The 24,661-nt window shown below is 70.7% G+C and carries 26 protein-coding genes; 18 read left to right on the plus strand and 8 right to left on the minus strand.

Annotated elements, in window-relative coordinates:
• Positions 1 to 29: 29 nt before the first annotated feature.
• Positions 30 to 407 (minus strand): hypothetical protein, encoded by a 378-nt coding sequence (locus Saso_RS21145; protein WP_189925505.1) that lies wholly within the window; start codon positions 405 to 407, stop codon positions 30 to 32.
• Between the two features lie 123 nt (positions 408 to 530).
• Positions 531 to 1,142 (minus strand): LuxR C-terminal-related transcriptional regulator, encoded by a 612-nt coding sequence (locus Saso_RS21150; RefSeq protein WP_189925504.1) that lies wholly within the window; start codon positions 1,140 to 1,142, stop codon positions 531 to 533.
• 241 nt (positions 1,143 to 1,383) lie between these two features.
• On the opposite strand from Saso_RS21150, the gene Saso_RS21155 reads away from it, so the two are divergent.
• Positions 1,384 to 2,751: an MFS transporter gene (locus Saso_RS21155; RefSeq protein ID WP_189925503.1), complete on the plus strand. Its 1,368-nt coding sequence runs from the start codon at positions 1,384 to 1,386 to the stop codon at positions 2,749 to 2,751.
• A gap of 350 nt (positions 2,752 to 3,101) precedes the next feature.
• On the plus strand, positions 3,102 to 3,884 hold the full coding sequence (locus Saso_RS21160) for a PaaX family transcriptional regulator (RefSeq protein ID WP_189925576.1): 783 nt from the start codon (positions 3,102 to 3,104) through the stop codon (positions 3,882 to 3,884).
• A 19-nt stretch (positions 3,885 to 3,903) separates the two neighbouring features.
• On the opposite strand, the gene Saso_RS21165 is transcribed toward Saso_RS21160, so the two are convergent.
• Together Saso_RS21165 and Saso_RS21170 are read right to left on the minus strand one after the other, a co-directional pair.
• Entirely contained in the window at positions 3,904 to 4,758 is an 855-nt protein-coding gene (locus Saso_RS21165) for an SAM-dependent methyltransferase (RefSeq protein ID WP_189925501.1), read from the minus strand.
• 323 nt (positions 4,759 to 5,081) lie between these two features.
• Complete coding sequence (locus tag Saso_RS21170; protein ID WP_189925499.1) at positions 5,082 to 5,780, minus strand: hypothetical protein; 699 nt, start codon at positions 5,778 to 5,780, stop codon at positions 5,082 to 5,084.
• A gap of 302 nt (positions 5,781 to 6,082) precedes the next feature.
• Here Saso_RS21170 and hemL point away from each other — a divergent pair, with 302 nt between their 5' ends.
• The 7 genes from hemL (at position 6,083) to ccsB (ending at position 13,991) form a co-directional block, all read left to right on the plus strand.
• Entirely contained in the window at positions 6,083 to 7,402 is a 1,320-nt protein-coding gene (gene hemL / locus Saso_RS21175) for a glutamate-1-semialdehyde 2,1-aminomutase (RefSeq protein ID WP_189925497.1), read from the plus strand.
• Between the two features lie 131 nt (positions 7,403 to 7,533).
• On the plus strand, positions 7,534 to 8,181 hold the full coding sequence (locus Saso_RS21180; protein ID WP_189925574.1) for a histidine phosphatase family protein: 648 nt from the start codon (positions 7,534 to 7,536) through the stop codon (positions 8,179 to 8,181).
• Positions 8,182 to 8,372: 191 nt separating this feature from the next.
• The gene (locus tag Saso_RS21185) at positions 8,373 to 9,686 is read left to right on the plus strand and encodes a polysaccharide deacetylase family protein (RefSeq protein ID WP_189925495.1); all 1,314 of its coding nucleotides are present in this window, start codon (positions 8,373 to 8,375) and stop codon (positions 9,684 to 9,686) included.
• A 66-nt stretch (positions 9,687 to 9,752) separates the two neighbouring features.
• Positions 9,753 to 10,382, plus strand: a complete 630-nt coding sequence (locus Saso_RS21190) for a TlpA family protein disulfide reductase (RefSeq protein ID WP_189925493.1) — start codon at positions 9,753 to 9,755, stop codon at positions 10,380 to 10,382.
• A 1-nt stretch (position 10,383) separates the two neighbouring features.
• Positions 10,384 to 11,154: a cytochrome c biogenesis CcdA family protein gene (locus Saso_RS21195; protein WP_189925491.1), complete on the plus strand. Its 771-nt coding sequence runs from the start codon at positions 10,384 to 10,386 to the stop codon at positions 11,152 to 11,154.
• Between the two features lie 3 nt (positions 11,155 to 11,157).
• Positions 11,158 to 12,918 (plus strand): cytochrome c biogenesis protein ResB, encoded by a 1,761-nt coding sequence (gene resB / locus Saso_RS21200; RefSeq protein WP_189925489.1) that lies wholly within the window; start codon positions 11,158 to 11,160, stop codon positions 12,916 to 12,918.
• Positions 12,915 to 13,991, plus strand: coding sequence for a c-type cytochrome biogenesis protein CcsB (ccsB, locus tag Saso_RS21205; RefSeq protein ID WP_189925488.1), 1,077 nt, complete (start codon positions 12,915 to 12,917; stop codon positions 13,989 to 13,991). The genes resB and ccsB overlap by 4 nt, the downstream gene beginning before the upstream one ends.
• 100 nt (positions 13,992 to 14,091) lie before the next feature.
• Here the strand turns inward: ccsB and Saso_RS21210 are convergent, their stop codons facing one another.
• A complete protein-coding gene (locus Saso_RS21210; RefSeq protein ID WP_189925486.1) occupies positions 14,092 to 14,877 on the minus strand; it encodes a CDP-alcohol phosphatidyltransferase family protein in 786 nt (261 codons plus the stop codon).
• Between the two features lie 146 nt (positions 14,878 to 15,023).
• Between Saso_RS21210 and Saso_RS21215 the strand changes: the two genes are divergently transcribed.
• A complete protein-coding gene (locus tag Saso_RS21215) occupies positions 15,024 to 15,482 on the plus strand; it encodes a nucleoside deaminase (protein ID WP_189925484.1) in 459 nt (152 codons plus the stop codon).
• A gap of 21 nt (positions 15,483 to 15,503) precedes the next feature.
• Here Saso_RS21215 and Saso_RS21220 read toward each other — a convergent pair whose 3' ends face one another.
• Complete coding sequence (locus Saso_RS21220) at positions 15,504 to 15,920, minus strand: hypothetical protein (protein WP_189925482.1); 417 nt, start codon at positions 15,918 to 15,920, stop codon at positions 15,504 to 15,506.
• Between the two features lie 127 nt (positions 15,921 to 16,047).
• Here Saso_RS21220 and Saso_RS21225 point away from each other — a divergent pair, with 127 nt between their 5' ends.
• Positions 16,048 to 16,962, plus strand: coding sequence for a helix-turn-helix domain-containing protein (locus tag Saso_RS21225; protein WP_229901432.1), 915 nt, complete (start codon positions 16,048 to 16,050; stop codon positions 16,960 to 16,962).
• Positions 16,925 to 17,041 (plus strand): DUF397 domain-containing protein, encoded by a 117-nt coding sequence (locus tag Saso_RS38340; protein WP_229901431.1) that lies wholly within the window; start codon positions 16,925 to 16,927, stop codon positions 17,039 to 17,041. The genes Saso_RS21225 and Saso_RS38340 overlap by 38 nt, the downstream gene beginning before the upstream one ends.
• A 10-nt stretch (positions 17,042 to 17,051) precedes the next feature.
• Here Saso_RS38340 and Saso_RS21230 read toward each other — a convergent pair whose 3' ends face one another.
• The gene (locus Saso_RS21230; RefSeq protein WP_189925481.1) at positions 17,052 to 18,152 is read right to left on the minus strand and encodes an LUD domain-containing protein; all 1,101 of its coding nucleotides are present in this window, start codon (positions 18,150 to 18,152) and stop codon (positions 17,052 to 17,054) included.
• Positions 18,153 to 18,299: 147 nt separating this feature from the next.
• Here Saso_RS21230 and sigJ point away from each other — a divergent pair, with 147 nt between their 5' ends.
• Positions 18,300 to 19,256 carry an RNA polymerase sigma factor SigJ gene (sigJ, locus tag Saso_RS21235; RefSeq protein WP_189925480.1) on the plus strand — a complete coding sequence of 319 codons (957 nt, stop codon included), beginning with the start codon at positions 18,300 to 18,302 and terminating at the stop codon, positions 19,254 to 19,256.
• Here sigJ and Saso_RS21240 read toward each other — a convergent pair.
• Positions 19,238 to 19,645: a PLD nuclease N-terminal domain-containing protein gene (locus Saso_RS21240; RefSeq protein ID WP_189925479.1), complete on the minus strand. Its 408-nt coding sequence runs from the start codon at positions 19,643 to 19,645 to the stop codon at positions 19,238 to 19,240. The genes sigJ and Saso_RS21240 overlap by 19 nt on opposite strands.
• Before the next feature lie 88 nt (positions 19,646 to 19,733).
• Between Saso_RS21240 and Saso_RS21245 the strand changes: the two genes are divergently transcribed.
• The 5 genes from Saso_RS21245 (at position 19,734) to mqnE (ending at position 24,609) form a co-directional block, all read left to right on the plus strand.
• Positions 19,734 to 21,191 carry a menaquinone biosynthesis decarboxylase gene (locus Saso_RS21245; protein WP_189925478.1) on the plus strand — a complete coding sequence of 486 codons (1,458 nt, stop codon included), beginning with the start codon at positions 19,734 to 19,736 and terminating at the stop codon, positions 21,189 to 21,191.
• Positions 21,188 to 22,090, plus strand: coding sequence for a menaquinone biosynthesis prenyltransferase MqnP (gene mqnP, locus Saso_RS21250; RefSeq protein WP_189925477.1), 903 nt, complete (start codon positions 21,188 to 21,190; stop codon positions 22,088 to 22,090). Before Saso_RS21245 ends, mqnP begins: the two co-directional genes overlap by 4 nt.
• Positions 22,091 to 22,156: 66 nt before the next feature.
• Positions 22,157 to 22,813: a UbiX family flavin prenyltransferase gene (locus Saso_RS21255; RefSeq protein ID WP_189925476.1), complete on the plus strand. Its 657-nt coding sequence runs from the start codon at positions 22,157 to 22,159 to the stop codon at positions 22,811 to 22,813.
• 68 nt (positions 22,814 to 22,881) lie between these two features.
• Positions 22,882 to 23,337, plus strand: a complete 456-nt coding sequence (locus tag Saso_RS21260) for an Lrp/AsnC family transcriptional regulator (RefSeq protein ID WP_054238669.1) — start codon at positions 22,882 to 22,884, stop codon at positions 23,335 to 23,337.
• A gap of 108 nt (positions 23,338 to 23,445) precedes the next feature.
• Positions 23,446 to 24,609, plus strand: a complete 1,164-nt coding sequence (gene mqnE / locus Saso_RS21265) for an aminofutalosine synthase MqnE (protein WP_189925474.1) — start codon at positions 23,446 to 23,448, stop codon at positions 24,607 to 24,609.
• Positions 24,610 to 24,661: the final 52 nt, after the last annotated feature.

Consider the following 24,661-nt stretch of genomic DNA (forward strand, 5'->3'; position numbering starts at 1 on the left):
AACCCGGCCCGGCCGCAACCGGTCCAGTCCTACTCGGGCTCGAGATTTACTTCCTGCGTCACCGGGGTTGCGTCAGGTCCTCCGTCGATGCGGAATTCCTGCGTGTATTTGGTCTTGTCTGCGCAGGTCACGGTAGCCTTCGCATCTCTGCCCTTCTTGGGGATGTTCTTGAAGGTTACGGAGTATTCATTGGAGTTCTTGACTCCCTTGGCGTCGGTCTGGGAGCCATGGGTCGTCGACACCGTTACCTTGGTGGGCGAAGAGCCGCTATCGCAGTCGTCGACTGTCCCTGTGATGGTGACGGGGGCAAGAGGGGCAGGGGCTGCCTGACTGGCCATCGCAAGCGAGGCGCCTCCCCCCAGAGGAAGTAGTGTCGCGACGGTGAGAATTGCGAGACGATTAAGCATGAACCTCTCCCAGCTGATTCCCGCATGTGTGAATGATCCTCTGTAAAGGTCTCGCTCCGCCTCACCTGGGTCAAGGGTGACGATTACCCAGGGCCAACGGGGTAGAAATGCCCACACTGGGAATCATGAGGGGTCAGTGAGGCCGTTTTCCAGGGCGATCCGGGTCAGGTCGGGCCGGCGTCGGCAGCCCGTTTTCTCGCCGATCCGGTCGAGATGCGAATGGACGGTGTGTTTGCTGATGCCCAATTCGGCGGCGATTTCGTGGTCCGTTGAACCATTGGCGAGAAGCCGCAGGATTTCCTGCTCCCGGTCGGTGAAACGGGGAGAATTCCCTACCAGGTCGCTGGCGGGCGCGGAGACATAACTGCGGCCCGCGCCCACGGTCCGGATGGCGGTCAGCATTTCGTGCGCCTCCGCCTGCCGGCTCAGATAGCCGCTCGCGCCCGCCTGGATCGCCTGCACCGCGTCCAGGTGCGGTGAGGACGACACCACGAGGACGGAATGCCCCCTCCTCCGCAGCTTCGTCACCGTCGCGGCGAGCCTCGGGGCGGACTGCTGGAGGTCCATCAGGACGACGTGCGCGCCGCGCAGACCGCCGTCCACGCTCTCGACCGACGGCGCGGTCGCGACCAGGTGGAGGTCGGGAGCGGTGCCGATCAGGTTCGAGATGCCGTGCCGGAAGACGGGGCAGTCCCCGATGACCGCGATCCGCACGCGTTCGGCGCAACCGCTCACCGGGACCTCCGCTGCTCGATGGGCGGGGCGCGACGGACGCGCCCCGTCCCCAGATTCGGCGGAGTGGGCGCCTCCGGCGCGGTGGACTGGACTCAACGGGCGAACGCCGCGCCGTGGTCGGCGGGGTGAGGCGGGCGGCGGCCCGCGTCATGGGCCAATGTTGTGCACTTTATTGACGGCAGTTACTCGAAGGCCTAACTTCGCGGTCAGCTCCTCCTTCCCCCGGTCAAGGGAGACCGCGATGCCCCCGTCCCCCACGTCACCCGCACCCCTCGGATCCCCCTCCTCGGCCGCCGGACGAACCCGGCAGCTGCGCATGGTCGCCGCTTCCGGACTGCTCGGCACCGCCGTGGAGTTCTACGACTTCCTCGTCTACGGAACCGTCGCCGCCCTGGTCTTCGGCGAACTGTTCTTCCCCGGCGCGGACCCCGCCGTCGGCACGATCGCCGCGTTCGGCACCTTCGCCGCCGGCTATGTCGCCCGCCCGCTCGGCGGCATCCTCTTCGGGCACTTCGGCGACCGGCTCGGCCGCAAGTCGATGCTGCTGCTCACCATGGGGCTGATGGGCGGCGCGAGCTTCCTGGTCGGGCTGCTGCCCACCTACGCCACGATCGGCGTCTGGGCGCCGGTGCTGCTCATCACCCTGCGCGTCGTCCAGGGCGTCGCCATCGGCGGTGAGTGGGGCGGCGCCACCCTGATGGTCGTCGAGCACGCGGGCGAGCGCCGGCGCGGACTGTGGTCCGGCTTCACCCAGTCGGGGGCCCCGCTCGGCTCCCTGCTCTCCACCGCCGTCGTCACGGTCGTCGTCGCCCTGCCGAAGGACGAGTTCACGGCCTGGGGCTGGCGGGTGCCGTTCCTGCTGAGCGCGGTGCTGCTCGGCGTCGGGCTGTTCGTCCGTCTCAAGGTCGTCGAGAGCCCGCTGTTCGCCGAGGTGAAGAAGGACCGCGCCGAGGCGCGGCTGCCGATCGCCGAGGTGCTGCGGCGTCCCCGTCCCGTGCTGCTGGCCTGCGGGGTCGGCATCGGGGCGTTCACCGCGCAGTCGCTGCTCACCAGCTATCTGATCGCCTACGCGACCGGCATCGGCTACGCCCGGCCGCAGGTGCTCACCGCGCTCACGGTGTCCGCCACGGTCGCGCTGGTCGTGCTGCCCTGTGCCTGCGTGCTCTCCGACCGGGTGGGCCGCCGTCCGGTGGTCCTGGCCGGAGCGATCGCCTCGGCCGCGCTCGCCTTCCCCGTGATGGCGCTGGTCGACTCGAAGTCGCCCGGGCTGCTGATCCTCGCCGTCGTCCTCGGCCACGGCATCGCCCAGTCCCTGATGTACGGCCCGCTGGGCGCCCTGCTCACCGAGATGTTCGGCACCCGGGTCCGCTACACCGGCGCCTCCCTCGGCTACCAGGGCGCCACCCTCGTGGGTGCAGGGTTCTCCCCGATGATCGCGGGCAGCCTGGTGGCGGGGACCGGCAGCAGCACCCCCGTCTCGCTGCTGCTCTGCGGCGGCGCCGCTGTCACCGCGGTGACCGTCCTCTTCGTGCGCGAGACCAGCCGGACGTCCCTCAGCGGTCCGGCCGCGACCGCCGAGGCCTCCCGCACGCAGGAGATCTCCGCCTGACGCCCCGGCCGCGCCGCGCCCCCGGTACACGCCCCCACACCGGACGCCGCCAACCCCCCGGCCTCCGGGCCCCGCCCCCGGCCCCGGCCTCCCGGCCCAGGCCCAGGCCCTGGCCCCGGCCTCCTGGCCCTGGCCTCCCGGCCCCCGGGCCCCGTGGTCACAGGGCCCGACGGCCCCCGTGGCCGCCCGCCGCGCTCCTGGCGGGCGGCCGTACCCTTTGCTTCGTGGAGGACGACGACATCCCGGACACCCTGCCGCACGACCTGCGGGACGACCTTCCCGTCGGCCTGTCCGACGACCTGCCGGGCACCTCGGACGGCGGCACCCCGCAGCTGCGCCCCCAGTCGCTCATGCTCGCCTTCTTCGGCAACCACGTGCTCGACGAGGGTGACCTCTGCGTCTACTCGGGCAGCATCATCGACGTGCTCGGCCGGGTCGGTGTCGGCGAACAGGCCGTACGGTCCACGCTGACCCGCATGGTCGGCCGCGGCCTGCTGCGGCGGCAGCGCGAGGGCCGCCGGATGTACTTCGGCCTGACCGGGCAGGCGACCCGCGTCCTGGAGGACGGCCGTACCCGTATCTGGCGCGAGGGCGCCGTCAACGACGACTGGGACGGCGACTGGACCCTGCTCGGCTTCTCGCTCCCCGAGTCCCGCCAGCGCGACCGCCACGACCTGCGCTCACGGCTCGCCTGGTCCGGGTTCGGCGCGCTCTACAGCGGGCTGTGGATCGCGCCGGGCCGGGTCGACGTCGCCGCGGTCGTCGCCGAACTGGGCCTGACCGCCCACGTCAAGATCTTCCACGCCTCCGCCGACGAGGCCACCGACATCGGCCTCATGGTCCGGGACACCTGGGACCTGGAGAGCGTCGCCGCCCGCTACGTCTCCTTCGACAAGCGCTGGACGGCCCGGCCTGCCGCCGGTCCGGGCGAGGACCCGCTCGCCACCCGCCTGCTCCTGGTCGGCGAATGGCTCCGGACGATCCGGGCGGACCCCCGGCTGCCCGCCCGTCACCTTCCGCCGGACTGGCCGGCCCGCGCCGCCCAGGACACCTTCCGCCGGGTCGCGGAGCAGACCGCCGCCCCCGCGGCCGACCTGGCCCACGCCCTCCTGGAGACGGCGCCCCTCAGGTGAGGGGCCCGGCGCCCGCCGGTCAGCCGTCCTTGCGGGCCACCCCGCCGTAGATCCCGATCGGCGGGGCGTCCGCGTGCGGCGGCTCCGGCGCGCGCCAGTGCGGGACCGTGACCAGACCCGGGTCGAGGAGCGTGAAGTCGCCGAAGAAGTCCAGCACCCGCGCGTGGCTGCGCAGGTTCATGGAGGCGCTGGCCTTGTCGTAGACGGAGGCCGCGCCCTCGCGCCGGTCCTCGTGGAAGTCCCCCGTGGCGTGCGACAGCACGAGATAGGAACCGGTCGGCAGCGCGTCCCGCAGCGTCGCGACGACGGCGTCCGGGTCGTCCGCCTCGGCGAGGAAGTGCACGACCGCCACCAGCAGCAGGGCCACGGGCTCGTCGAAGTCGATGAGCCGGCGGACGTCGGGATGGTCCAGGACAGCGCGGGGATCGCGCAGGTCCGCCAGGACCACGGCCGTGTCGCTGCCGGTGTCGCTGTCGGCCATCAGGGCCATCGAGTGGGTGCTGACGATCGGGTCGTTGTCGACGTAGGCGACGCGCGTCCCCGGGGCGACGGCGTGCGCGATCTGGTGCACGTTGGGTTCGGTGGGCAGACCCGTGCCGATGTCGAGGATCTGCCGGACGCCGCCCTCCGCGACGACGTGCCGGACCGCCCGGTGCATGAAGTGCCGGTTGGCGCGGACGCCGTCGCGCACCTCCGGGGCCGCCTTGATGAACTGCTCGGCGGCGTCCCGGTCGACCTCGTAGTGGTCCTTGCCGCCGAGGAAGTAGTCGTACATACGGGCGGGATGGGGCCTGCTCGTGTCGATCTTCAAGAAGGGGCTGCCGGTGCCGCCGCTGCCACCGGTGTCAGCGCCGCCACTGAGGGGGGAGGTCATGCTGCCTGGCTCCGTCCTGGACTCGCGTCCCGCCACCGGATGACCGCCGTGCGTGAGCGACCGCCGGACTCGTCCGGCCCCTTCGGCCCATCCGATCCATCAGATCTGTCGGATCATCATTCACCATACGGAGCCGCTCGCGCGCCGCCCCCCACCCTTCGCGCCCGCCCCACTCGCCGACCCAACGCCCGCACCCACCAAGCGAGTTCCCGCCCCGCACGCCGACCGCCGCCGACGGCCCCCGGAAACGGAGAAGGGCGAGACCCGAAGGCCTCGCCCGCCATCTCCAACCGCCCTCGGCGGTTGTTCTCCCGCGACCGCCGTCACGGCCACACCAGGCAGTACGGCTGATGCCCCGCCTCGTGCAGTCGGTGCGAGAAGTCCTGCCATTCGTGCAGCAGCTGGTAGACGTTGAACGCGTCCCGCGGGCCGCCGCGGTCGGGGACCGTCGACCAGATGAAGGCCGCCGCGCCCACCGCTTCCTCGCCTATGTCCCGCAGGGGGTCCACGACCGTCATGGGGAGCTTCACCACGGCGTAGTCGGGGTGCAGGACGACCAGCTCCAGCGGGGGCACCTTGCTGAGCGGGACGCCCTGGATGCCGGTCAGCACCATCGCGGCCATCGTCTCGGGCTTGATCTTGGTGAACATGCCGTTCATGCCGAGCTCGTCGCCGCCGAGTTCCTCAGGGCGCATCGAGATCGGGACGCGGGCCGCGGTCGCGCCGTCGGGCGCCCCGAAGTACTTGTACGTCACCCCCACCCGACCACCATTCCTGCTCGCCGCCCGAAGGGGATCGACGCGCTGGTCGACCCGCCGCTCGACCGGGTCCAACCCCTCGAGCCGGTCGAGCCGGTCGATCTGATCGATGCGGTCGATCCGCTCGGGCTCACTCGGTACACCTTGTGCCTGTGCCTGCCGTGCTTCGTTCGCTTCCTCCGCGTCGCGCCGGTGCCTTCCCCGCCGGGCACGTCGAGGACCCAGGTCGTCAGTCCCCTCGCCCAGTCCGCCACCGCGATGCATATCTCCACCCGACTGCTTTTCTAGGACGCGTGGCCCCCGCCGCGCAACCCGATCATCGTGTCAGTGACCTCCCCCACGGCCGCCCGCCGAAACGTGCGGTGAAACACCTGTCCGCAGGATCTTCGCAGCCACTGGACACACGGTCGGTGTGAGCTACGTCCAGCAGGCCCGTTACGACTCAGTTTCGCAGATGGTGAAGCCGACGACGGCCCCGCGGGCTCCGGGGCCGGCTGGCCTACTCTGGGAGGTCACTGGCAACCGGAGTCCCAGCAAGTCGGAAAAGGTCGGAGAAGCCGCAGGTCATGAGCGAACTGCCCTATTCATACGATGCGCCTGTCTCACAGGCGCTGTTCGACCGCGCGTCCGCCGTCACGCCGGGGGGTGTGAACTCGCCGGTGCGCGCGTTCCGCGCCGTGGGCGGCACACCCCGGTTCATGGTGTCCGGCACCGGCCCGTACCTGACGGACGCCGACGGGCGGGAGTACGTCGACCTGGTCTGCTCCTGGGGGCCGATGATCCTGGGGCACGCGCACCCCGAGGTGATCGCCGCCGTCCAGGAGGCCGTCGCGCGCGGTACCTCCTTCGGCACGCCCGGTGAGGGCGAGGTCGCGCTCGCCGAGGAGATGGTCGCCCGGATCGAGCCCCTGGAGGAGGTGCGGCTCGTCTCCAGCGGCACCGAGGCCACCATGTCGGCCATCCGGCTCGCCCGCGGCTTCACCCGCCGCACCAAGGTGATCAAGTTCGCCGGGTGCTACCACGGTCACGTGGACTCGCTGCTCGCGGCGGCGGGCTCCGGGGTCGCCACCTTCGCGCTTCCCGACACGCCCGGTGTCACGGGCGCCCAGGCCGGCGACACGATCGTGCTGCCGTACAACGACCTCGAGGCCGTGCAGGAGGCGTTCCACCGGCACCCCGGGGAGATCGCCTGCGTGATCACCGAGGCCTCGCCGGGCAACATGGGGGTCGTGCCGCCGCTGCCCGGCTTCAACCAGGGTCTCAAGGACGCCTGCCAGACCAACGGCGCGCTCTTCATCTCCGACGAGGTCATGACCGGTTTCCGTACCAGCCGGGCCGGCTGGTACGGGATCGACGGCGTACGCCCCGACCTGATGACCTTCGGCAAGGTCATGGGCGGCGGCTTCCCCGCCGCGGCCTTCGGCGGCCGGGCGGACGTCATGGCGCACCTCGCCCCCGCCGGGCCCGTCTACCAGGCCGGCACGCTCTCCGGGAACCCCGTGGCGACCGCCGCCGGGCTCGCCCAGCTCCGGCTCCTCGACGACGCGGCCTACGTCAAGCTCGACGACGTCTCCCGCCGGATCCAGTCCCTGGTGACTCAGGCGCTGACCAAGGAGGGTGTCGCGCACACGCTCCAGAGCGCCTCCACCATGTTCTCCGTCTTCTTCACGGACCGGCCGGTGCGTGACTACGAGGACGCCAAGGCGCAGGAGTCCTTCCGCTTCACCGCCTTCTTCCACTCGTTGCTGTCGAACGGCGTCTACCTGCCGCCGTCGTCCTTCGAGTCCTGGTTCGTGTCCACGGCCCACGACGACCGGGCCGTCCAGATCATCGCCGACGCCCTTCCGGCGGCGGCCCGAGCGGCTGCGGAGGCCACAGCGGCATGACCACCCCGGAGAACGCCCCCGAGAACGCGACCGAGAAGGCGGCCGACGAGGCCTTCGCGAGCGACCTCGAGAACGCCCTGGCCGACCGGGGCGGTAACAAGGGCGAGAAGGACCTCACCGTCGTCCATCTGATGCGGCACGGCGAGGTCCACAACCCCGACGGAGTCCTCTACGGCCGTCTCGACGGCTACCACCTCTCCGAGCTGGGCCGGCAGATGGCCGACCGGGTCGCCGAGCACCTCGCCCGGCGTGACATCACGCACGTCGTCGCCTCGCCGCTGGAGCGGGCGCAGGAGACGGCGACGCCGATCGCCAAGGTGCACGGGCTCGACCTGGCGACCGACCCGCGCCTGCTGGAGGCGGAGAACGTCTTCCAGGGCAAGACGTTCGGCGTCGGTGACGGCGCGCTGCGCCGGCCCGAGAACTGGAAGCATCTCGTCAACCCGTTCCGGCCGTCCTGGGGCGAGCCGTACGTCGACCAGGTCGTGCGGATGAAGGGCGCGCTGGACGCGGCGAAGGAGGCGGCCCGCGGGCACGAGGCGGTGCTGGTCAGCCACCAGCTGCCGATCTGGATCGTGCGGTCCTGGGTCGAGCGGCGGCGGCTGTGGCACGACCCGCGCAAGCGGCAGTGCACGCTCGCCTCGCTGACGACGTTCACGTACCAGGGCGACCGGATCGTGTCCGTCGGCTACAGCGAGCCCGCCATCGACCTGGTCCCCGCGCACCTGCGCGCGGGCGCCAAGCCGGTGCAGGGCAAGAGCAAGGCCTTCGGGGCGTAACCACCCGCCCCGCCCGGGCCCACCCCGGCCCGCGCCCGCCCCGCTCACCCCGCCGCCCGGTCCCGCCGGCCGGCGGGGTGGCTGATATCTGCCGCTCTGTTACGGAATCCGGAAGTAACGGCGGAACCCCGTTGTTCGCCATGTCCTCTGATTATGTGACCACCAGAGAACGTGACGAACGGGGTTGCCACATGCGCGCCATCACCCGCAGGGGAGCACTCGGACTGGGCGCCGGGGCCGCCGCCGCTGCCGGACTCGTGGGCTGCGGCAGCCTCACGGACTCCGACGGGCCCAGCGCCCACGGCGGTTCCAGCGGCTCGGGCAAGCCCTCCGGCAGCCCCAGCCCGAAGGCGAGCGCCCGCCCCATCGGCGACGGCTCCACCTCGTTCACCGGCAAGCAGCCCCACCAGCCCGCCAAGCCCGTGCCGCTCCAGCCCGGCGAGGAGCCGCCGCAGTTCGTCATCTTCTCCTGGGACGGGGCCGGCGAGGTCGGCAACGGGCTCTTCACCCGTTTCCTCGACCTGGCCAACGCCCACGGCGCGAGCATGACCTTCTTCCTCTCCGGGCTGTACCTGCTGCCGGAGTCGAAGAAGCGGCTCTACGACCCGCCGAACAACCCGCGGGGCGCCTCCGACATCGGCTACCTCACCGACGACCACGTCAAGCTGACCCTGGCGGGCGTGCGCCGGGCCTGGCTCGAAGGCCACGAGATAGGCACCCACTTCAACGGCCACTTCTGCGGCGAGGGCCACGGCTCGGTCGGCAAGTGGACGCCCGCGCAGTGGCGCAGCGAGATAGACCAGGCGAAGAAGTTCGTGAAGGAGTGGCGGACCAACACCGGCTGGAGCGACCTGCCCTCGCTGCCCTTCGACTACGACAAGGAACTCGTCGGCGGCCGTACGCCCTGCCTGCTGGGCCAGGACAACCTGCTGCCCACCGCCCGCGCCCTGGGCTGGCGCTACGACGCGTCCTCGCCGGGCGGGCGCCAGGTGTGGCCGAAGAAGAAGGACGGCATCTGGGACCTGCCGTTGCAGCAGATACCGTTCCCCGGCCGTTCCTTCGAGGTGCTCTCGATGGACTACAACATGCTCGCCAACCAGTCGGTCAACTCGACCAAGGCGCCCGCCCACAACTACCCGGGCTGGCGGCAGCAGTCCGCCCAGGCGTACATACAGGGATTCAAGCGGGCATTCGAGTCGAACCGGGCGCCCCTCTTCATCGGCAACCACTTCGAGCAGTGGAACGGCGGCATCTACATGGACGCCGTCGAGGAGGCGTTCAAGCACATCGCGCGCGAGAAGGAGAAGGGCGCGGACGTGCGGCTGGTCTCCTTCCGGCAGTTCGTGGACTGGATCGACGTCCAGAAGCCGGAGGTCCTCGAGAAGCTGCGCACCCTCGAGGTCGGCCAGCAGCCGGCCGGGGGCTGGAAGACCTTCCTGGGCGCGGGAACCCCCTCCTCGTCCCCCTCGGGCTCCGCGACCGCGTCCGGCTCCGACGCCGCCTGATATGGGGTTTTCTCCCCGCAAGGGGGGCGCGCAAGATCCCCGGAACGGGCATGCGAAACTTTTCACATGAGTGCCGCCAGCCGCGCCCCCCTGTGCTCGACCAGCCGGATCCGCTCGCGCCGTGACGCCCTGACGACGGCCGCCGGCGCGGCCGCCGCCGCCCTGCTGCTGTCCGCCTGCACCTCGGGAGGCACGTCCGGGGGCGGCGACACCAACTTCGTCATGGGCAAGGACGGCATCTCCACCGTCGAGCAGGGAAAGCGGGACGCGGTCCCCGACCTGTCGGGCAAGACCGTCGCCGGCGGACAACTCGACCTGAAGAGCTACCGGGGCAAGATCGTCGTCCTCAACGTCTGGGGCTCCTGGTGCTCGCCGTGCCGTGCCGAGGCGCCCAACTTCCAGAAGGTCTCCACGGACCTCAAGGACCGGGGCGTGCAGTTCGTCGGCATCAACACCCTCGACACCAGCAACGACAACGCCCTCGCCTTCGAGAAGCAGCAGGGTGTCACCTACCCCAGCCTGTCCGACCCCAAGGGCAAGCTGCTGCTGCGCTTCAAGAAGGGCACGCTCAGCCTCCAGGCCATTCCCTCCACGCTGGTCATAGACCGGGAGGGGAAGATCGCCGCGCGCTCGCTGGCGGCGCTCAGCGAGGAGAAGCTGCGCAAGATGATCGACCCCGTCCTCGCGGAGAAGTGACGTGAGCGCCGTCACCACGCTCGCCGCCACGGGCTACAACGACACCGTGCTCAACGGCGCGTTGCTGGTCGCCCTGCCGATCGCGCTGCTCGGCGGACTCGTCTCCTTCTTCTCCCCCTGCGTCCTGCCGCTCGTGCCCGGCTACCTCTCGTACGTCACCGGTGTCGCCGGCACCGACCTGGCCGACGCGCGCCGCGGACGGATGGTGGCCGGCGCCTCCCTCTTCGTCCTCGGCTTCACCTTCGTCTTCGTCTCCAGCGGGGCCCTGTTCGGGTACTTCGGGGACACGCTCAAGGCCAACCAGGACGTCCTGTCCAAGGTGCTGGGGGTGCTCATGATCCTCATGGGCGCCTTCTTCATGGGCCTGATGCCGTGGATGACCCAGCGCGAGTTCCGCATCCACAAGAAGCCCGTGACCGGTCTGGTCGGCGCCCCGGTCCTGGGCGCCCTGTTCGGCATCGGCTGGGTGCCGTGCATCGGCCCGACCCTCGCCTCCGTGCTGGCCCTCTCCTCCCAGCAGGGCAGCGCGGGCCGCGGCGCCCTGCTGACCGTGGCCTACTGCCTCGGCCTCGGCGTGCCCTTCGTACTCGCCGCCGTCGCCTTCCGCAAGGCGCTCGGCGCCTTCGGCTGGGTCAAGAGCCACTACGTCTGGGTGCTGCGGATCGGCGGCGTCATGATGATCCTGACCGGTGTCATGCTGCTCACCGGTGCGTGGGACCGACTCGTGCAGGACGTGCAGTCCTGGTCCGCAGGCTTCGATGTGGGGATCTGACCGATGAGCAACACCACCTCCGGCGCCCCGGCCGGGTCCGCCGCCACCGACGAGCAGGACCTCGGCGCCGCCGGCTCCCAGCTCTCCACCGCCCCGGTGGAGGCGCCGTCCAACCCCGGCATGGGAGTGATCGGCTGGGCCCGCTGGTTCTGGCGGCAGCTGACCTCCATGCGGGTCGCCCTGCTGCTCCTGCTGCTGCTCGCGCTCGGCGCGATCCCCGGCTCCCTGATCCCGCAGTCCGGCACCGACGAGACGAAGGTCGCCGACTTCCGCAAGGCCCACGGGACACTCGCGCCGCTCTACGACCGGCTCGGCCTCTTCCACGTCTACAGCTCGGTGTGGTTCTCCGCGATCTACATCCTGCTGTTCGTCTCCCTCATCGGCTGCATCGTGCCCCGCACCTGGCAGTTCGTCGGCCAGCTGCGCAGCCGCCCGCCGGGCGCGCCCAGGCGGCTGACCCGGCTGCCCGCGCACACCGCCTGGCGCACCGGCGCCGAGCCGGAGCAGGTCCGTGAGGCCGCGCTCGTCCTGCTGCGCAGGCGCCGCTTCCGCGCCCACGTCGTCGGGGACGCCGTCGCCGCGGAGAAGGGATACCTGCGGGAGGTCGGCAACCTGCTCTTCCACATCGCGCTGATCGTGATGCTGGTCGCCTTCGCCTGGGGGCAGCTCTACAAGTCCGAGGGCAACAAGCTGGTCGTCGAGGGGGACGGTTTCTCCAACACCCTCACCCAGTACAACGACTTCAAGTCGGGCAACCTCTTCGGCACCGACGACCTGGAGCCGTTCAGCTTCACCCTGGACGACTTCAAGGGCACGTACGAGACGAGCGGCCCCAACAAGGGCACCGCGCGCACCTTCCAGGCGGCCCTCACCTACAGCGTGGGCGCCTACGGCAAGGACAAGAAGACGGTCGTGAAGGTCAACGAGCCGCTGGAGATCGGCGACTCGAAGGTCTACCTCACCGCCCACGGCTACGCGCCGGTCGTCACCGTCCGGAACGGCAGGGGCGAGGTCGTCTACCACGACGCCGTGCCGCTGCTGCCGCTCGACTCCAACATCACCTCCTCCGGCGTCGTCAAGGTCCTCGACGGCTACAAGGACGCCAAGGGCCTCTCGGAACAGCTCGGTTTCCAGGCCTTCTTCCTGCCGACCTACGGCGGCCCCGACAGCGCGGTCGTCTCGCAGTTCCCGGCGCTGGACAACCCGGTCCTGAACCTGGCCCCGTACCACGGGGACCTCGGGGTCGACTCGGGCATCCCGCAGAGCGTGTACCAGCTCGACAAGGCGCACATGAAGGAGTTCAAGGACTCCAAGGGCCTCCAGCTGCGGGACAACCTCAAGCCGGGCGAGACCATGACCCTGCCGAACGGCGCCGGTTCGATCACCTACGACGGCACCAAGGAATGGGCGAACTTCCAGGTCACCCAGCAGCCCGCGAGCGGCTGGGCGCTCGGCGGGTCCATCGCCGCGATCTTCGGTCTGGCCGGTTCCCTGTTCCTCCAGCGCCGCCGGGTGTGGGTGCGGGCGGTGCGCGGCGACGACGGGGTGACCGTCGTCGAGATGGGCGGTCTCGGCCGCAGCGAGTCCGCCAAGGTGCCCGAGGAACTGGGCGAACTCGCCGGAACCCTGTACGACCGGGCGGCCCCGGCCCCGGAGCCCGTCCCGGAGTCCGCCGCGGACCCCGACCCGGACGCTGCGGACACCCCCGCTTCCCCCGAACCCTCCGAACCCCGAGCCGTACCTGCCGAAGGGGCTGAGAAGTGAATCTCGCCGCCGCCACCAACGAAAACCTCGCGAGCATCAGCAACACGCTGATCTACTCCGCGATGGCCGTCTACACCCTGGCCTTCTTCGCGTACATCGCCGAATGGCTCCTCGGCAGCCGCAGCAAGGTCGGCCGTACCGCCGCCGCGCTCACCGCCCCGTCCGGCGCCCAGGGCCCGGCCGTCACCGTCCGGAAGAACGGCGGCACGGCCGTCATGGAGCGGCCGCAGGTCGTGGTGCGCTCCGCCGCCGGCGCGCGGGACGTGCCGGACGGGCCCGGCGCGCACGGCGGTGACGTCCAGGGCGACATGTACGGCCGGATCGCCGTCTCCCTCACGGTGCTCGCGTTCCTGGTCGAGCTGGGGGGTGTGATCGCCCGCGCGGCCTCCGTGGAGCGGGCGCCGTGGGGCAACATGTACGAGTTCAACATCACCTTCTCCACGGTGGCCGTCGGCGTCTACCTGACGCTGCTGGCGCTGCGCAAGAACGTGCGCTGGCTCGGCCTGTTCCTGATCACGACGGTCCTGCTCGACCTCGGCATCGCCGTCACGGTCCTCTACACCGCCAGCGACCAGCTGGTTCCCGCGCTGCACTCGTACTGGCTGTACATCCACGTCTCGACGGCGATCCTGTGCGGAGCGGTCTTCTACGTCGGCGCGGTCGCCACGATCCTCTACCTGTTCCGGGACGCGTACGAGAACAAGCTGGCGAGCGGCGGCAAGCCCGGCCGCTTCGCGAACTCGGTCCTGGACCGGCTGCCCGCCTCCGCCTCCCTGGACAAGTTCGCCTACCGCGTCAACGCGGCCGTCTTCCCGCTCTGGACGTTCACGATCATCGCCGGCGCGATCTGGGCGGGCGACGCGTGGGGCCGCTACTGGGGCTGGGACCCCAAGGAGACCTGGGCGTTCATCACCTGGGTCGCCTACGCCTGCTACCTGCACGCCCGCGCCACGGCCGGCTGGAAGGGCCGCAAGGCCGCCTACCTGGCCCTGATCGCGTTCGGCTGCTGGCTGTTCAACTACTACGGCGTCAACATCTTCGTCTCCGGCAAGCACTCGTACGCGGGCGTCTGACCGCCGCGCACCGAAGGCCGGTTCCCGTGACTGAGGTCACGGGAACCGGCCTTCGGCGTACGGGCGGACCGCCCGGACGTCCCCGCGCCGCCCGCAGGGGTCAGCGCAGGCGGGAGGAGGAGAGGATCGACAGCAGGTGGGCCGGGACCATCAGCCAGGTGATGACGGCGATCGCGGCCAGCGCCCAGCGGGTCGGGCCGACGGAGCCGCTCGCCGCGTCGGCGAACGCCACGACGACGAGGACCAGGGAGGCCTCGATGCCGTTGGTCACCCGGTGGATCTTGAACGCGGCGGCCAGCCTGCGCACCGAGGCGACTCCCTGGGAGCGCGGTGCGGTCGCCTCGTCGTCGGCGACGGCCAGCCCGCGCCGGGCCCGGGCCACGTCCACCAGGTCCGTCGAGGCCTTCAGCAGCACGACACCGAGCGCGGTCACGAGACCGAGGGACACCCACCCGTTGAACCCGGCCCAGCCGCCGAGCCCGGACTCCGCGGCGCGGAAACCGAAGCCGGTCATCAGCGCCGCGTCGGCGAGGTAGGCGCCGAGCCGGTCGACGTAGATGCCGGTCGCGCTGTTCTGGCCCTTCCAGCGGGCGACCTCGCCGTCCACGCAGTCGAAGAGCAGGAACAGCTGCATGAGGAGGGCCGCCAGCAGGGCTCCGGCCAGGCCCGGGATCAGCAGCGCGGCGCCGGACAGCACCCCGCACACCACCATCGTCCAGGTCAGCTGGTCCGGGGTGACCCGGGTGCGCACCAGCTGGCGGGTGAACCGCAGGGAGACCCGCCGCATGTACAGCCGGCCCGCCCAGTGTTCGCCGTTGCGGCTCGCCAGCTTGGCCTGCGGCTGGCAGACCTCCCGCAGCTCCTCCAGTACCGGAGCAGCAACCATGAACGTTCCTCCCATAGCCCACGAATGATCGGGCCAGGTTACAGATCGCTCAAGTGGCCGCACCGGCCGGGCGGTTCGGCGTGCGGGCACCCCCGATCGGGTGGTCCGGCATTGCCCCCGCCCGCCCTCGGCGCCAGCATGAGGGCATGGACCTTCTCGACCGGGCGACGGCACGGATCTGGCTGACCACCGCCGTCGCCGAGGCCCGGGCGGGGCTCGCCGAGGGCGGCATCCCGATCGGCGCGGCCCTGTACGGCGCGGACGGCACGCTCCTCGGCCGCGGCCACAACCGGCGCGTCCAGGACGACGACCCCTCCACGCACGCGGAGACGGCCGCGTTCCGCTCGGCGGGCCGGCAGCGGTCGTACCGGGGCACGACGATGGTCACGACCCTCTCCCCGTGCTGGTACTGCTCCGGTCTGGTGCGCCAGTTCAACATCTCCCGGGTGGTCGTGGGCGAGGCGGCGACCTTCCACGGCGGTCACGACTGGCTGGCGGAGCACGGGGTGCAGATCATGCTCCTGGACGACGCCGAGTGCGCCGCGATGATGCGCGAGTACATCGCGGCGAACCCGGCCCTGTGGAACGAGGACATCGGCGAATGACCCGGCCGCCGCCCCGGCCGTCTAGTCCCGCAGCCCCAGCAGCGCCGCGTGGTAGCGGAGTTGGTGGCGGCGGAGCAGGACGTCCGCGTCGGTCTCGGCGCTGCCGTCATGACGGGCCCGGGCCTCGTCGCGCAGGGCGGCCAGATCGGCGCAGGCCGCGCAGTCCCGCACCGGGGCGGCGGGGCCGACGCCCGATGCCGGCGGCCCCTGCGTCGAACGGGAGTTGGCCGCGCGGACGCCCGCGCTGAGCCGTTCGCCCGGGTCGGCCGGCCGGAGCGACTCCGGACGCGCCTCCCACTCCCGGCCGCCTCCGAGGGGGCGCAGCAGCGCGTACGGCCCCGCTTTGCCGCGGTACTCGCCGACCCTGTCCGACGCGGGGTCGTAGAGGACCGTTCCTGTCTCGAACCGGCTCTCGGTGGTCTCGGTGTTTTCGGTCATGCCCCGTCCGTGCCCTCTCCGTACCGACTTGGTGACTCTGGGTGTGTCGAGCGTCGCGTGCGGGCACGGTGCGTATCAATGTCCGACGCGTGCCAGTGGGCGCCTGTCACGGAGGAGGGGGACGGCCGTGACGACCAACGCCGCCCTGTTCGGCGAGTTGTTGCGGCACTTCCGCGAGGGGGCCCTGCTGACGCAGGAGGCGCTGGCGAAGGCGATCCCCTGCGACCGGTCACTGGTCGCCCGGGTGGAGGCGGGAACGCGGGTCCCGCAGGAGCCGTTCGCCAAGAAATGCGACGAAGTGCTCCGCACGGGCGGGGCGTTGGCGCGGCTGTGGGGGCGCGTGGACTGGTACCCACAGGTGGAACATCCGGACTGGTTCAGACGCCGGGCGGAGATGGACGGGGAGGCGGTCTGTCTTCAGGAATACCAGGAGCGTGTGATGCCGGGTCTGTTGCAGACCGAGAACTATGCCCGGGCGCTGTTCGCCCGCGTGCTGAGCCCGGCGGAGGCGGAGGAGCGCGTTCGGGAGCGACTCAGCAGGCAGCAGCGTTTCCTTGCCGAAGGCGGCCCTCTCTACCTGGCCGTTCTGGACGAGAGTTGTCTGCGTACGGTCATCGGCGGGGCGGCCGTGATGCGGGAGCAGTGCGCCCACCTGCTCAAGGTGGGACAGCTCGCCAACGTCCGTGTCCAGGTAGCCCCTTCGGGCGATCGCGGGCTCGTCCGGCCCAACACGTCGATGTCACTGATCAAGCTGCCCGACGGACATGAGTGGGTGTACTCGGAATCCCTGGACCAGGGTCATTTCAACGATGATCCGGCCGCTTTCGCGCGTCATAACCGGACCTATCATGTGCTCAGGGCCGACGCGCCGTCAGCCGCCGAGTCCGCCGCACTGATCAGCGACGCGATGGAAGGGTACGAGCACTATGAACAGGCACGAGTTCACAGCGACGACCTGGATCAAAAGCAGCTACAGCGGCGACAACGGCGGCAACTGCATCGAGGTGGCCCCCGGATCCTCCGTCGTCGTCCCCGTCCGTGACAGCAAGAGGCCCGGCGGCCCGGTCGTCGTCGTCGCGCGGAGCGCCTGGGACGCGTTCGTGGAGTCCGTCCGCCGCTGAACGCCGCGCGTCAGTATCCGATGGCCTCCCGCAGAAGCAGCACGGTGCCGCGCCCCGGCTGGGGTTCCGCGTTGAGGATGAGTAGGCGGTTCACCGCGCTGGGCCTTCCGTACACCGCCCGGGCGCGGACGTTCTCCAGCGGGAGGGCGTGTTCATGGACGCGGCGAAGCGCCGTGTCCAGATCCGGCACCACCTTCTGCGCGCCGACGACCCAGACCGCGTGGGCCGCGCCGCCCGCGTTGGCCGGGAGTTGGCTGCCGCTGCCGGAGGCGAGGACGAGCGACCCGGTCTCGGTGACGGCGGCGACGCTGTTGACGACGAACTCGGGGACGGCGACCAGCCTGCGGATCTCGTCGGCGCCGGTGGCGCGGTCGACGGCCAGGACGCGCGGCCTGACGGCGTCGTACCGGCCGCCGGTGTTGATGTCCTCGTCGATGCCGGACAGCCGGAGCGTCTCACTGGCGCCGGTGAGCACGACGGCGCCCTCGGGAAGCAGGTCCTCGACGCGGGCGCGCGCGGCCGCGGCGTCGTCGAGGATCTCGGCGGCGAAGCCGTTGGCCCGCAGCGCGCTCGCTGCCCGTTCCAGTCGTTCGGCCGGCGCGGGGTCCGCGAAGGACGCGGCCGAAGGCGGGGTGGCCGCGGTTCTCGCCGGGCCGGTCCCGGCGCTTCGGGCCGACCGGGGCGCCGTGCCCGCCAGGGGGGACGTGTCGAGGTACCTGACCTCGTACACCCGCTCGGCGAACCTCCAGCCCTCCTCGGTGCGCCGGTAACGGTCGTGGTAGACGGCGAAGTTCAGGCCCTGGCGTCCGTCGAGGGCGCGCGCCAGTTCCTGGATGTAGGCGCGCCCGGTCGCTGTGTCGCCGTCGAGCACGATGGTGCCGGGGTGTGTGGTCTGCACGAAGAAGTCCCACTGGCTCTGCAACCGCTCGCCCCCGGCGAGGATCTCCTCGCGGCCGACCTGCTCCACGGGGATGTTCGGCATGCGCAGGGCGCCGTCCGGGGTGAACAGCGACGCCAGGCGGGGCCGGTCGCGCATCATCGCCGCGTCGGTGAACTCGCCGCGCAGCGCCTCGATCTCGACACGGTCCGCGATGGCCTGGAAGTCGTTCATCGAAGCCTCTCCTCCGTCTTGTCGTCGTCCTCACCGTTACGACAGCGCAGCCCTTCGGAATGTGAGGCGAACGCCGGCCTCACATTCCGGTGGGCTGTCCTGTCGTAATGGGTGGCGGCGCAGGGCGAGCGAGGGAGACGGCCGGACATGACCAGCAGAGGCGAGCCCGGTGACATCCGGAGCGACCCGGGCCCCGGCGTGATCATGGGCGAGCGGCGCCGGCTGATGAATCTCACCTATCGGCTCCTCGGGTCCCTCGCCGACGCCGAGGACGTCGTGCAGGAGACCTACGCCCGCTGGTACGCCATGTCCCCATCGGAGCGGCGGGCCGTGGAGTCGCCCGGTGCCTGGCTGACGACGGTCGCCGGCCGCATCTGCCTGAACCTGCTCGGCTCGGCGCGGGTCAGACGGGAGACGTACGTGGGCGACTGGATCCCGGAACCGCTGCCCGAGCCCACGGAGTGGATCGCCGGGCACTCCGGGGCCGGCGGCACCGACCCGGTCGACCGGATCACCCTCGACGAGTCGGTGACGATGGCCTTCCTGGTCGTCCTCGACGCGATGACCCCGGCCGAGCGCGTCGCGTTCGTCCTGCACGACGTCTTCCGCTACCCCTTCGGCGAGGTCGCCGAGATCGTGGGCCGCACGCCCGCGGCTTGCCGCCAACTGGCCTCGTCCGCCCGTCGCCGCGTCCGCGGCGCGGCTGCCCCGGAGGGACCGGACGCCGAACAGGCCCGCATCGTCAGGCAGTTCAGAACGGCGTGGGAGGCCAAGGACATCGACGCCCTGATCGGCCTGCTCGACCCCGCTGCCACCGCGACCGCCGACGGCGGCGGGCTGGCCGTCACCCACCCGCACCCGATCGTGGGCGCTGAGCGGATCGCGCGGGCCTACGCCAGGATCGCCCGGGTGGCGGGCGACGGCAGGACGTTCCTGGAGTGCACGGTCAACGGGGTGCCCGGCCTGGTGGCGCAGCAGGACGGCGAGATCGCGACCGTGTTCGCGTTCGGGATCGCGGGCGGCCGCATCAGACATATCTGGGCGGTGCGCAACCCGGAGAAACTCCGGCCCTGGCGGATCGGGTCTCAGTCCTGCGGAGGCTGAGGCTCCTCGCCCGACTCGCGCCGCTTCAGCTCGTCCTCGCGGCGGCGCAGGTCGGCCTCCCAGTCCTTGAGGAGCTTCTCCTCGTTCCTGGCCGTCTCGTCCTTGAGGGACTTGAGGAACTCGGGGTTGTCGTCGGGCGCCACCCACTCGGTGCGCCGGGCGCGGGGCTGCTGCTCGGCGGCCGCGGCGCCGCCGGCGGGCACGCGGCGGGGCCGGCCGGCCACCAGCCAGGCGACCGGGCCGACGAGGACCTCGCCGAAGAGCAGGATGATGATGACCCAGACCACCTTCGGCAGCCCGCGCACCTCCTCCTCGGGGGTGTTCAGGCAGTCGATGAAGGCATAGATCCACAGTGCCAGGACCAGCAGGAACGGCAGATACCTGAGCATGGTGGCGGGCTCTCCCGGAAGACGGTGGCGGAGCGTGGGGCAGCCCCGGTGACGGGGTCAGGGTAGCGGGTGGCCGATACTGGTACACATGGCTTACGACGATCTTCGTTCCCTGCTCAGGGCACTGGAACGCGAAGGCGACCTCAAGCGCGTCAAGGCTGAGGTCGATCCGTATCTGGAGGTCGGGGAGATCGTCGACCGGGTCCAGAAGTCCGGGGGCCCCGCGCTGCTCTTCGAGAACGTGAAGGGCTCCGCCATGCCCCTCGCGATGAACGTCTTCGGCACCGACCGGCGGCTGCTGAAGGCCCTCGGGCTGAAGTCGTACGGCGAGATCTCCGAGAAGATCGGCGGACTGCTGCGGCCCGAGCTGCCGCACGGCTTCGTCGGTGTGCGCGAGGCGTTCGGGAAGCTCGGCGCGATGACGCACGTGCCGCCGAAGAAGGTGAAGCAGCAGGACGCGCCCGTCCAGGAGGTCGTCCTGCACGGCGACGACGTCGACCTCGACGTCCTGCCCGCGCTCTTCACCTGGCCGCAGGACGGCGGCTCCTTCTTCAACCTCGGTCTGACGCACACCAAGGACCCCGAGAGCGGGATCCGCAACCTCGGTCTGTACCGCCTCCAGCGGCACGACAAGCGCACGATCGGGATGCACTGGCAGATCCACAAGGACAGCCGCAACCACTACCAGGTCGCCGCGCGCAAGGGCGAGAAGCTGCCCGTGGCGATCGCCTTCGGCTGCCCGCCCGCCGTGACGTACGCCTCCACCGCCCCGCTGCCCGGCGACATCGACGAGTACCTCTTCGCCGGGTTCATCGCCGGCAAGCGGATCGAGATGGTCGACTGCAAGACGGTGCCCCTCCAGGTGCCCGCGCAGGCGGAGGTGGTGATCGAGGGCTGGCTGGAGCCGGGCGAGATGCTGCCGGAGGGGCCCTTCGGCGACCACACGGGCTTCTACACCCCGCAGGAGCCGTTCCCCGCGCTGAAGATCGACTGCGTGACGATGCGGAAGCGGCCGCTGCTCCAGTCGATCGTGGTCGGCAGGCCGCCGACGGAGGACGGCCCGCTCGGCCGCGCCACGGAGCGCTTCTTCCTGCCGCTGCTGAAGGTCATCGTCCCGGACATCGTGGACTACCACCTGCCCGAGGCCGGCGGCTTCCACAACTGTGCGATCGTCTCGATCGACAAGAAGTACCCCAAGCACGCGCAGAAGGTCATGCACGCCGTCTGGGGCGCCCACATGATGTCCCTGACCAAGCTGATCGTCGTCGTGGACTCCGACTGTGACGTCCACGACCTGCACGAGGTGGCCTGGCGGGCGCTCGGCAACACCGACTACGCCCGGGACCTGTCGATCGTCGAAGGCCCGGTCGACCATCTCGACCACGCCTCCTACCAGCAGTTCTGGGGCGGCAAGGCGGGCATCGACGCGACCCGCAAGTGGCCCGAGGAGGGGTACACGCGGGACGGCGGCTGGCCGGAGATGGTGCTGTCCGACCCCGAGACGGCGGCGAAGGTCGACCGCCGCTGGAAGGAGTACGGGCTGTGAGTTCGGCATCCGCGGCGCTGCCGCAGCCGGGACGCACCAAGGCGTTCCTGCGCCTGGTGATGATCGAGCACTCGGTCTTCGCGCTGCCCTTCGCCTACATCGCCGCGCTGACGGCGATGTTCGAGACGGACGGCAACATCCACTGGGGCAGGCTGCTGCTGGTCACCGTCTGCATGGTGGGCCTGCGCACCTTCGCCATGGCGGTCAACCGGATCATCGACCGCGAGATCGACGCCCGTAACCCGCGCACCGCGCAGCGCGAGCTGGTCACGGGCGCGATGTCGGTGCGGCACGCCTGGACCGGCGCGCTGATCGCCCTGGTGATCTTCCTGGGCGCGGCGGCGCTGCTGAACCCGCTGTGCCTGGCGCTCGCCCCCATCGCGGTGATCCCGATGGTGGTCTATCCCTACGGCAAGCGGTTCACCAACTTCCCGCAGGCCATCCTGGGGCTGGCGCAGGCCATGGGCCCGATCGGCGGCTGGCTGGCGATCACCGGCGAGTGGTCCTGGGACGCGGTGATCCTGGGTCTGGCGGTCGGCGTCTGGATCGGCGGCTTCGACCTGATCTACGCCTGCCAGGACGTCGAGACGGACCGTGAGATCGGCGTCATGTCGGTGCCGGCCCGCTTCGGCATCCCGGCGGCCGTGTGGGGCGCGCGGGTCTGCCACGCGATCACGACGGCCCTGTTCGTCTGGTACGCGCTGGCCACGGACGCCGGCGCGTTCTTCTGGCTGGGTCTGGTGATCGTCGCGGGCGCCTTCCTGTACGAGCACACGATCGTGCGGCCGCACGATCTGTCCCGGCTGAACAGGGCGTTCTTCCAGACGAACGGGTTCATCGGCATCAGCCTGTTCGTCTGCGCGCTCGTCGACCTGCTGGTGCGCGGGCTCACGGTGTAGTCCGGTCCTGAAGACCTCCGTGCCCACCGGTACGCTCAAGGTGTGAACGCAGGAGAAACGCAGCGCGTGCCTTGGATCGTGGGGGTGTCCGGGGCGTCTGGTACGCCCTATGCCGCCGCCGTGCTGCGCGCGCTGCTCGCGGGGGGCGAAAGCGTCGACCTGGTGGTGAGCCGGGCCTCGCGGCTCACCCTGCTCGACGAGACCGGCATCTCCTTCCGGGACGCGCACTGGCGCGACGACCTGCGGGAATGGCTGGCCCGGGGGGCCGACGGCAAGCCGGACACCTTCGACGTCGACCTCGGGGGCGTCCGCTACTGGGGAGCCGGGGACCTGGCGGCGGGGCCGTCCTCGGGGTCGTACCCGGTCAAGGGGATGCTGATCGTCCCCGCCTCGACGGCCTGTGTCGCCGGGGTCGCCCTCGGGCTGTCCAAGGACCTGCTCCAGCGGGCCGCGAGCGTCACGCTCAAGGAGCGCCGGCCGCTGGTCGTGGCCGTGCGCGAGACGCCGCTGAACGGGCAGACGCTGCGTCACCTGGTCGCGCTGGACGACGCGGGTGCGAGCGTCGTGCCCGCCTCGCCCGCCTTCTACGCGGGGGCGACCCACATCCAGGACCTGGTCGACTTCGTGGCCGGCCGCGTGCTCGACGCGGCGGGGGTCGCGCACGGGCTCTACCGCCGGTGGGACGGCGAACTGGGCGGCGCGAACGGAACGCGGGGCACCTGAGCGCCTTCGGGCACACCGCAGTACCTCTCATCTCTTTCAGGAACTCTGATCGGAAGGCTTCGATTCGCATGGACGCGGTGGACAGACAGCTCATCCAGGCCCTGAGGGAGAACGGCCGGGCCTCCTACGCGGAGCTGGGGCGCCTCGTCGGTCTGTCGGGACCCAGCGTCACCGACCGCATCAACCGGCTGGAGGCGGCCGGTGTCATCACCGGTTACCGCGCCACGGTGAACGCCGCCCAGCTCGGTCTCGGCGTCACCGCCCTGATCGGCATCTCCCTCTCCGACGCCGCCGACCACGAGGACGTGGCGAACCGGATGAAGGACCTCAGCGAGATCGAGGACTGCTGGTTCATCGCCGGCGACGACTCCTTCATGCTCAAGGTGCGGGCCAACGACGTCGACGGCCTCGAGCGGATCATCCGCCGGCTCAGCGGGACCAAGGGGGTCTCCCGCACCCGCACCACGATCGTGCTCTCCACCAAGTGGGAGAACCGGGTGGGGGAACTGCCCGAAGAGGTATAGGTCCGCTTCAGGGCGGTCCGGGGGTGCCCCCGGCCCGAGGGGCGGGGGCGTACGGTTGGTCGTCGGCGTCGGCGGTGTCGTCGCAGGAAGTCACAGAGAGGTGCGGGCATGGATGTCGGACTCAAGCGCGAGCTCGAGGAGAAGGTCAGGGCCGGTGAGCGGCTGACCCGTGAGGACGGCATCGCGCTGTACGAGTCGGACGACCTGGCGTGGCTGGGCGGCCTGGCGCACGAGGTGCGGACCCGCAAGAACGGCGACGTCGTGCACTTCAACGTCAACCGGCACCTCAACATGACGAACGTGTGCACCGCGTCCTGCGCCTACTGCTCCTTCCAGCGCAAGCCGGGCGAGAAGGACGCGTACACGATGCGCATCGAGGAGGCGGTGAAGCTCGCCAAGGCGATGGAGGGCGAGAACCTCACCGAGCTGCACATCGTCAACGGCCTGCACCCCAACCTGCCGTGGCGCTACTACCCGCGCTCGCTGCGCGAGCTGAAGGCCGCGCTCCCGGACGTCTCCCTGAAGGCGTTCACGGCGACGGAGATCCACCACTTCGAGACGATCAGCGGGCTGTCCGCCTCCGAGATCCTCGACGAGCTGATCGACGCCGGCCTGGAGTCGCTGACCGGCGGCGGCGCCGAGATCTTCGACTGGGAGGTCCGGCAGCACATCGTCGACCACCGCACCCACTGGGAGGACTGGTCGCGCATCCACCGGCTGGCGCACGAGAAGGGCCTCAAGACCCCGTGCACCATGCTGTACGGGCACATCGAGGAGCCGCGGCACCGGGTCGACCACGTCCTGCGGCTGCGTGAGCTCCAGGACGAGACGAACGGCTTCCAGGTCTTCATCCCGCTGCGCTACCAGCACGACTTCGTCGACATGCAGGACGGCAAGGTCCGCAACCGGCTCCAGGCGCGCACCCAGATGGCGACCGGCGCGGAGGCCCTCAAGACCTTCGCGGTGTCGCGGCTGCTGTTCGACAACGTTCCGCACGTCAAGGTCTTCTGGGTCATGCACGGCGTCCAGACCGCGCAGCTCGCGCTCCAGCACGGCGCCGACGACATGGACGGCTCGGTCGTCGAGTACAAGATCACGCACGACGCCGACAACTACGGCACGCCCAACAAGCTGACCCGCGACGACCTGCTGGACCTCATCCGGGACGCCGGCTTCCGCCCGGTGGAGCGCAACACGCGGTACGAGATCATCCGCGAGTACGACGGTCCCGACCCGGCCCGCCGTGAGTCGCCGCAGCCGATGCGGGTCTGAGCGCGCACGGGGGCGGGGGCTTGGAAGCCAGGGTCACGTAAGGACTACCATC

Source organism: Streptomyces asoensis, assembly GCF_016860545.1.
Classification (GTDB): Bacteria; Actinomycetota; Actinomycetes; order Streptomycetales; family Streptomycetaceae; genus Streptomyces; species Streptomyces asoensis.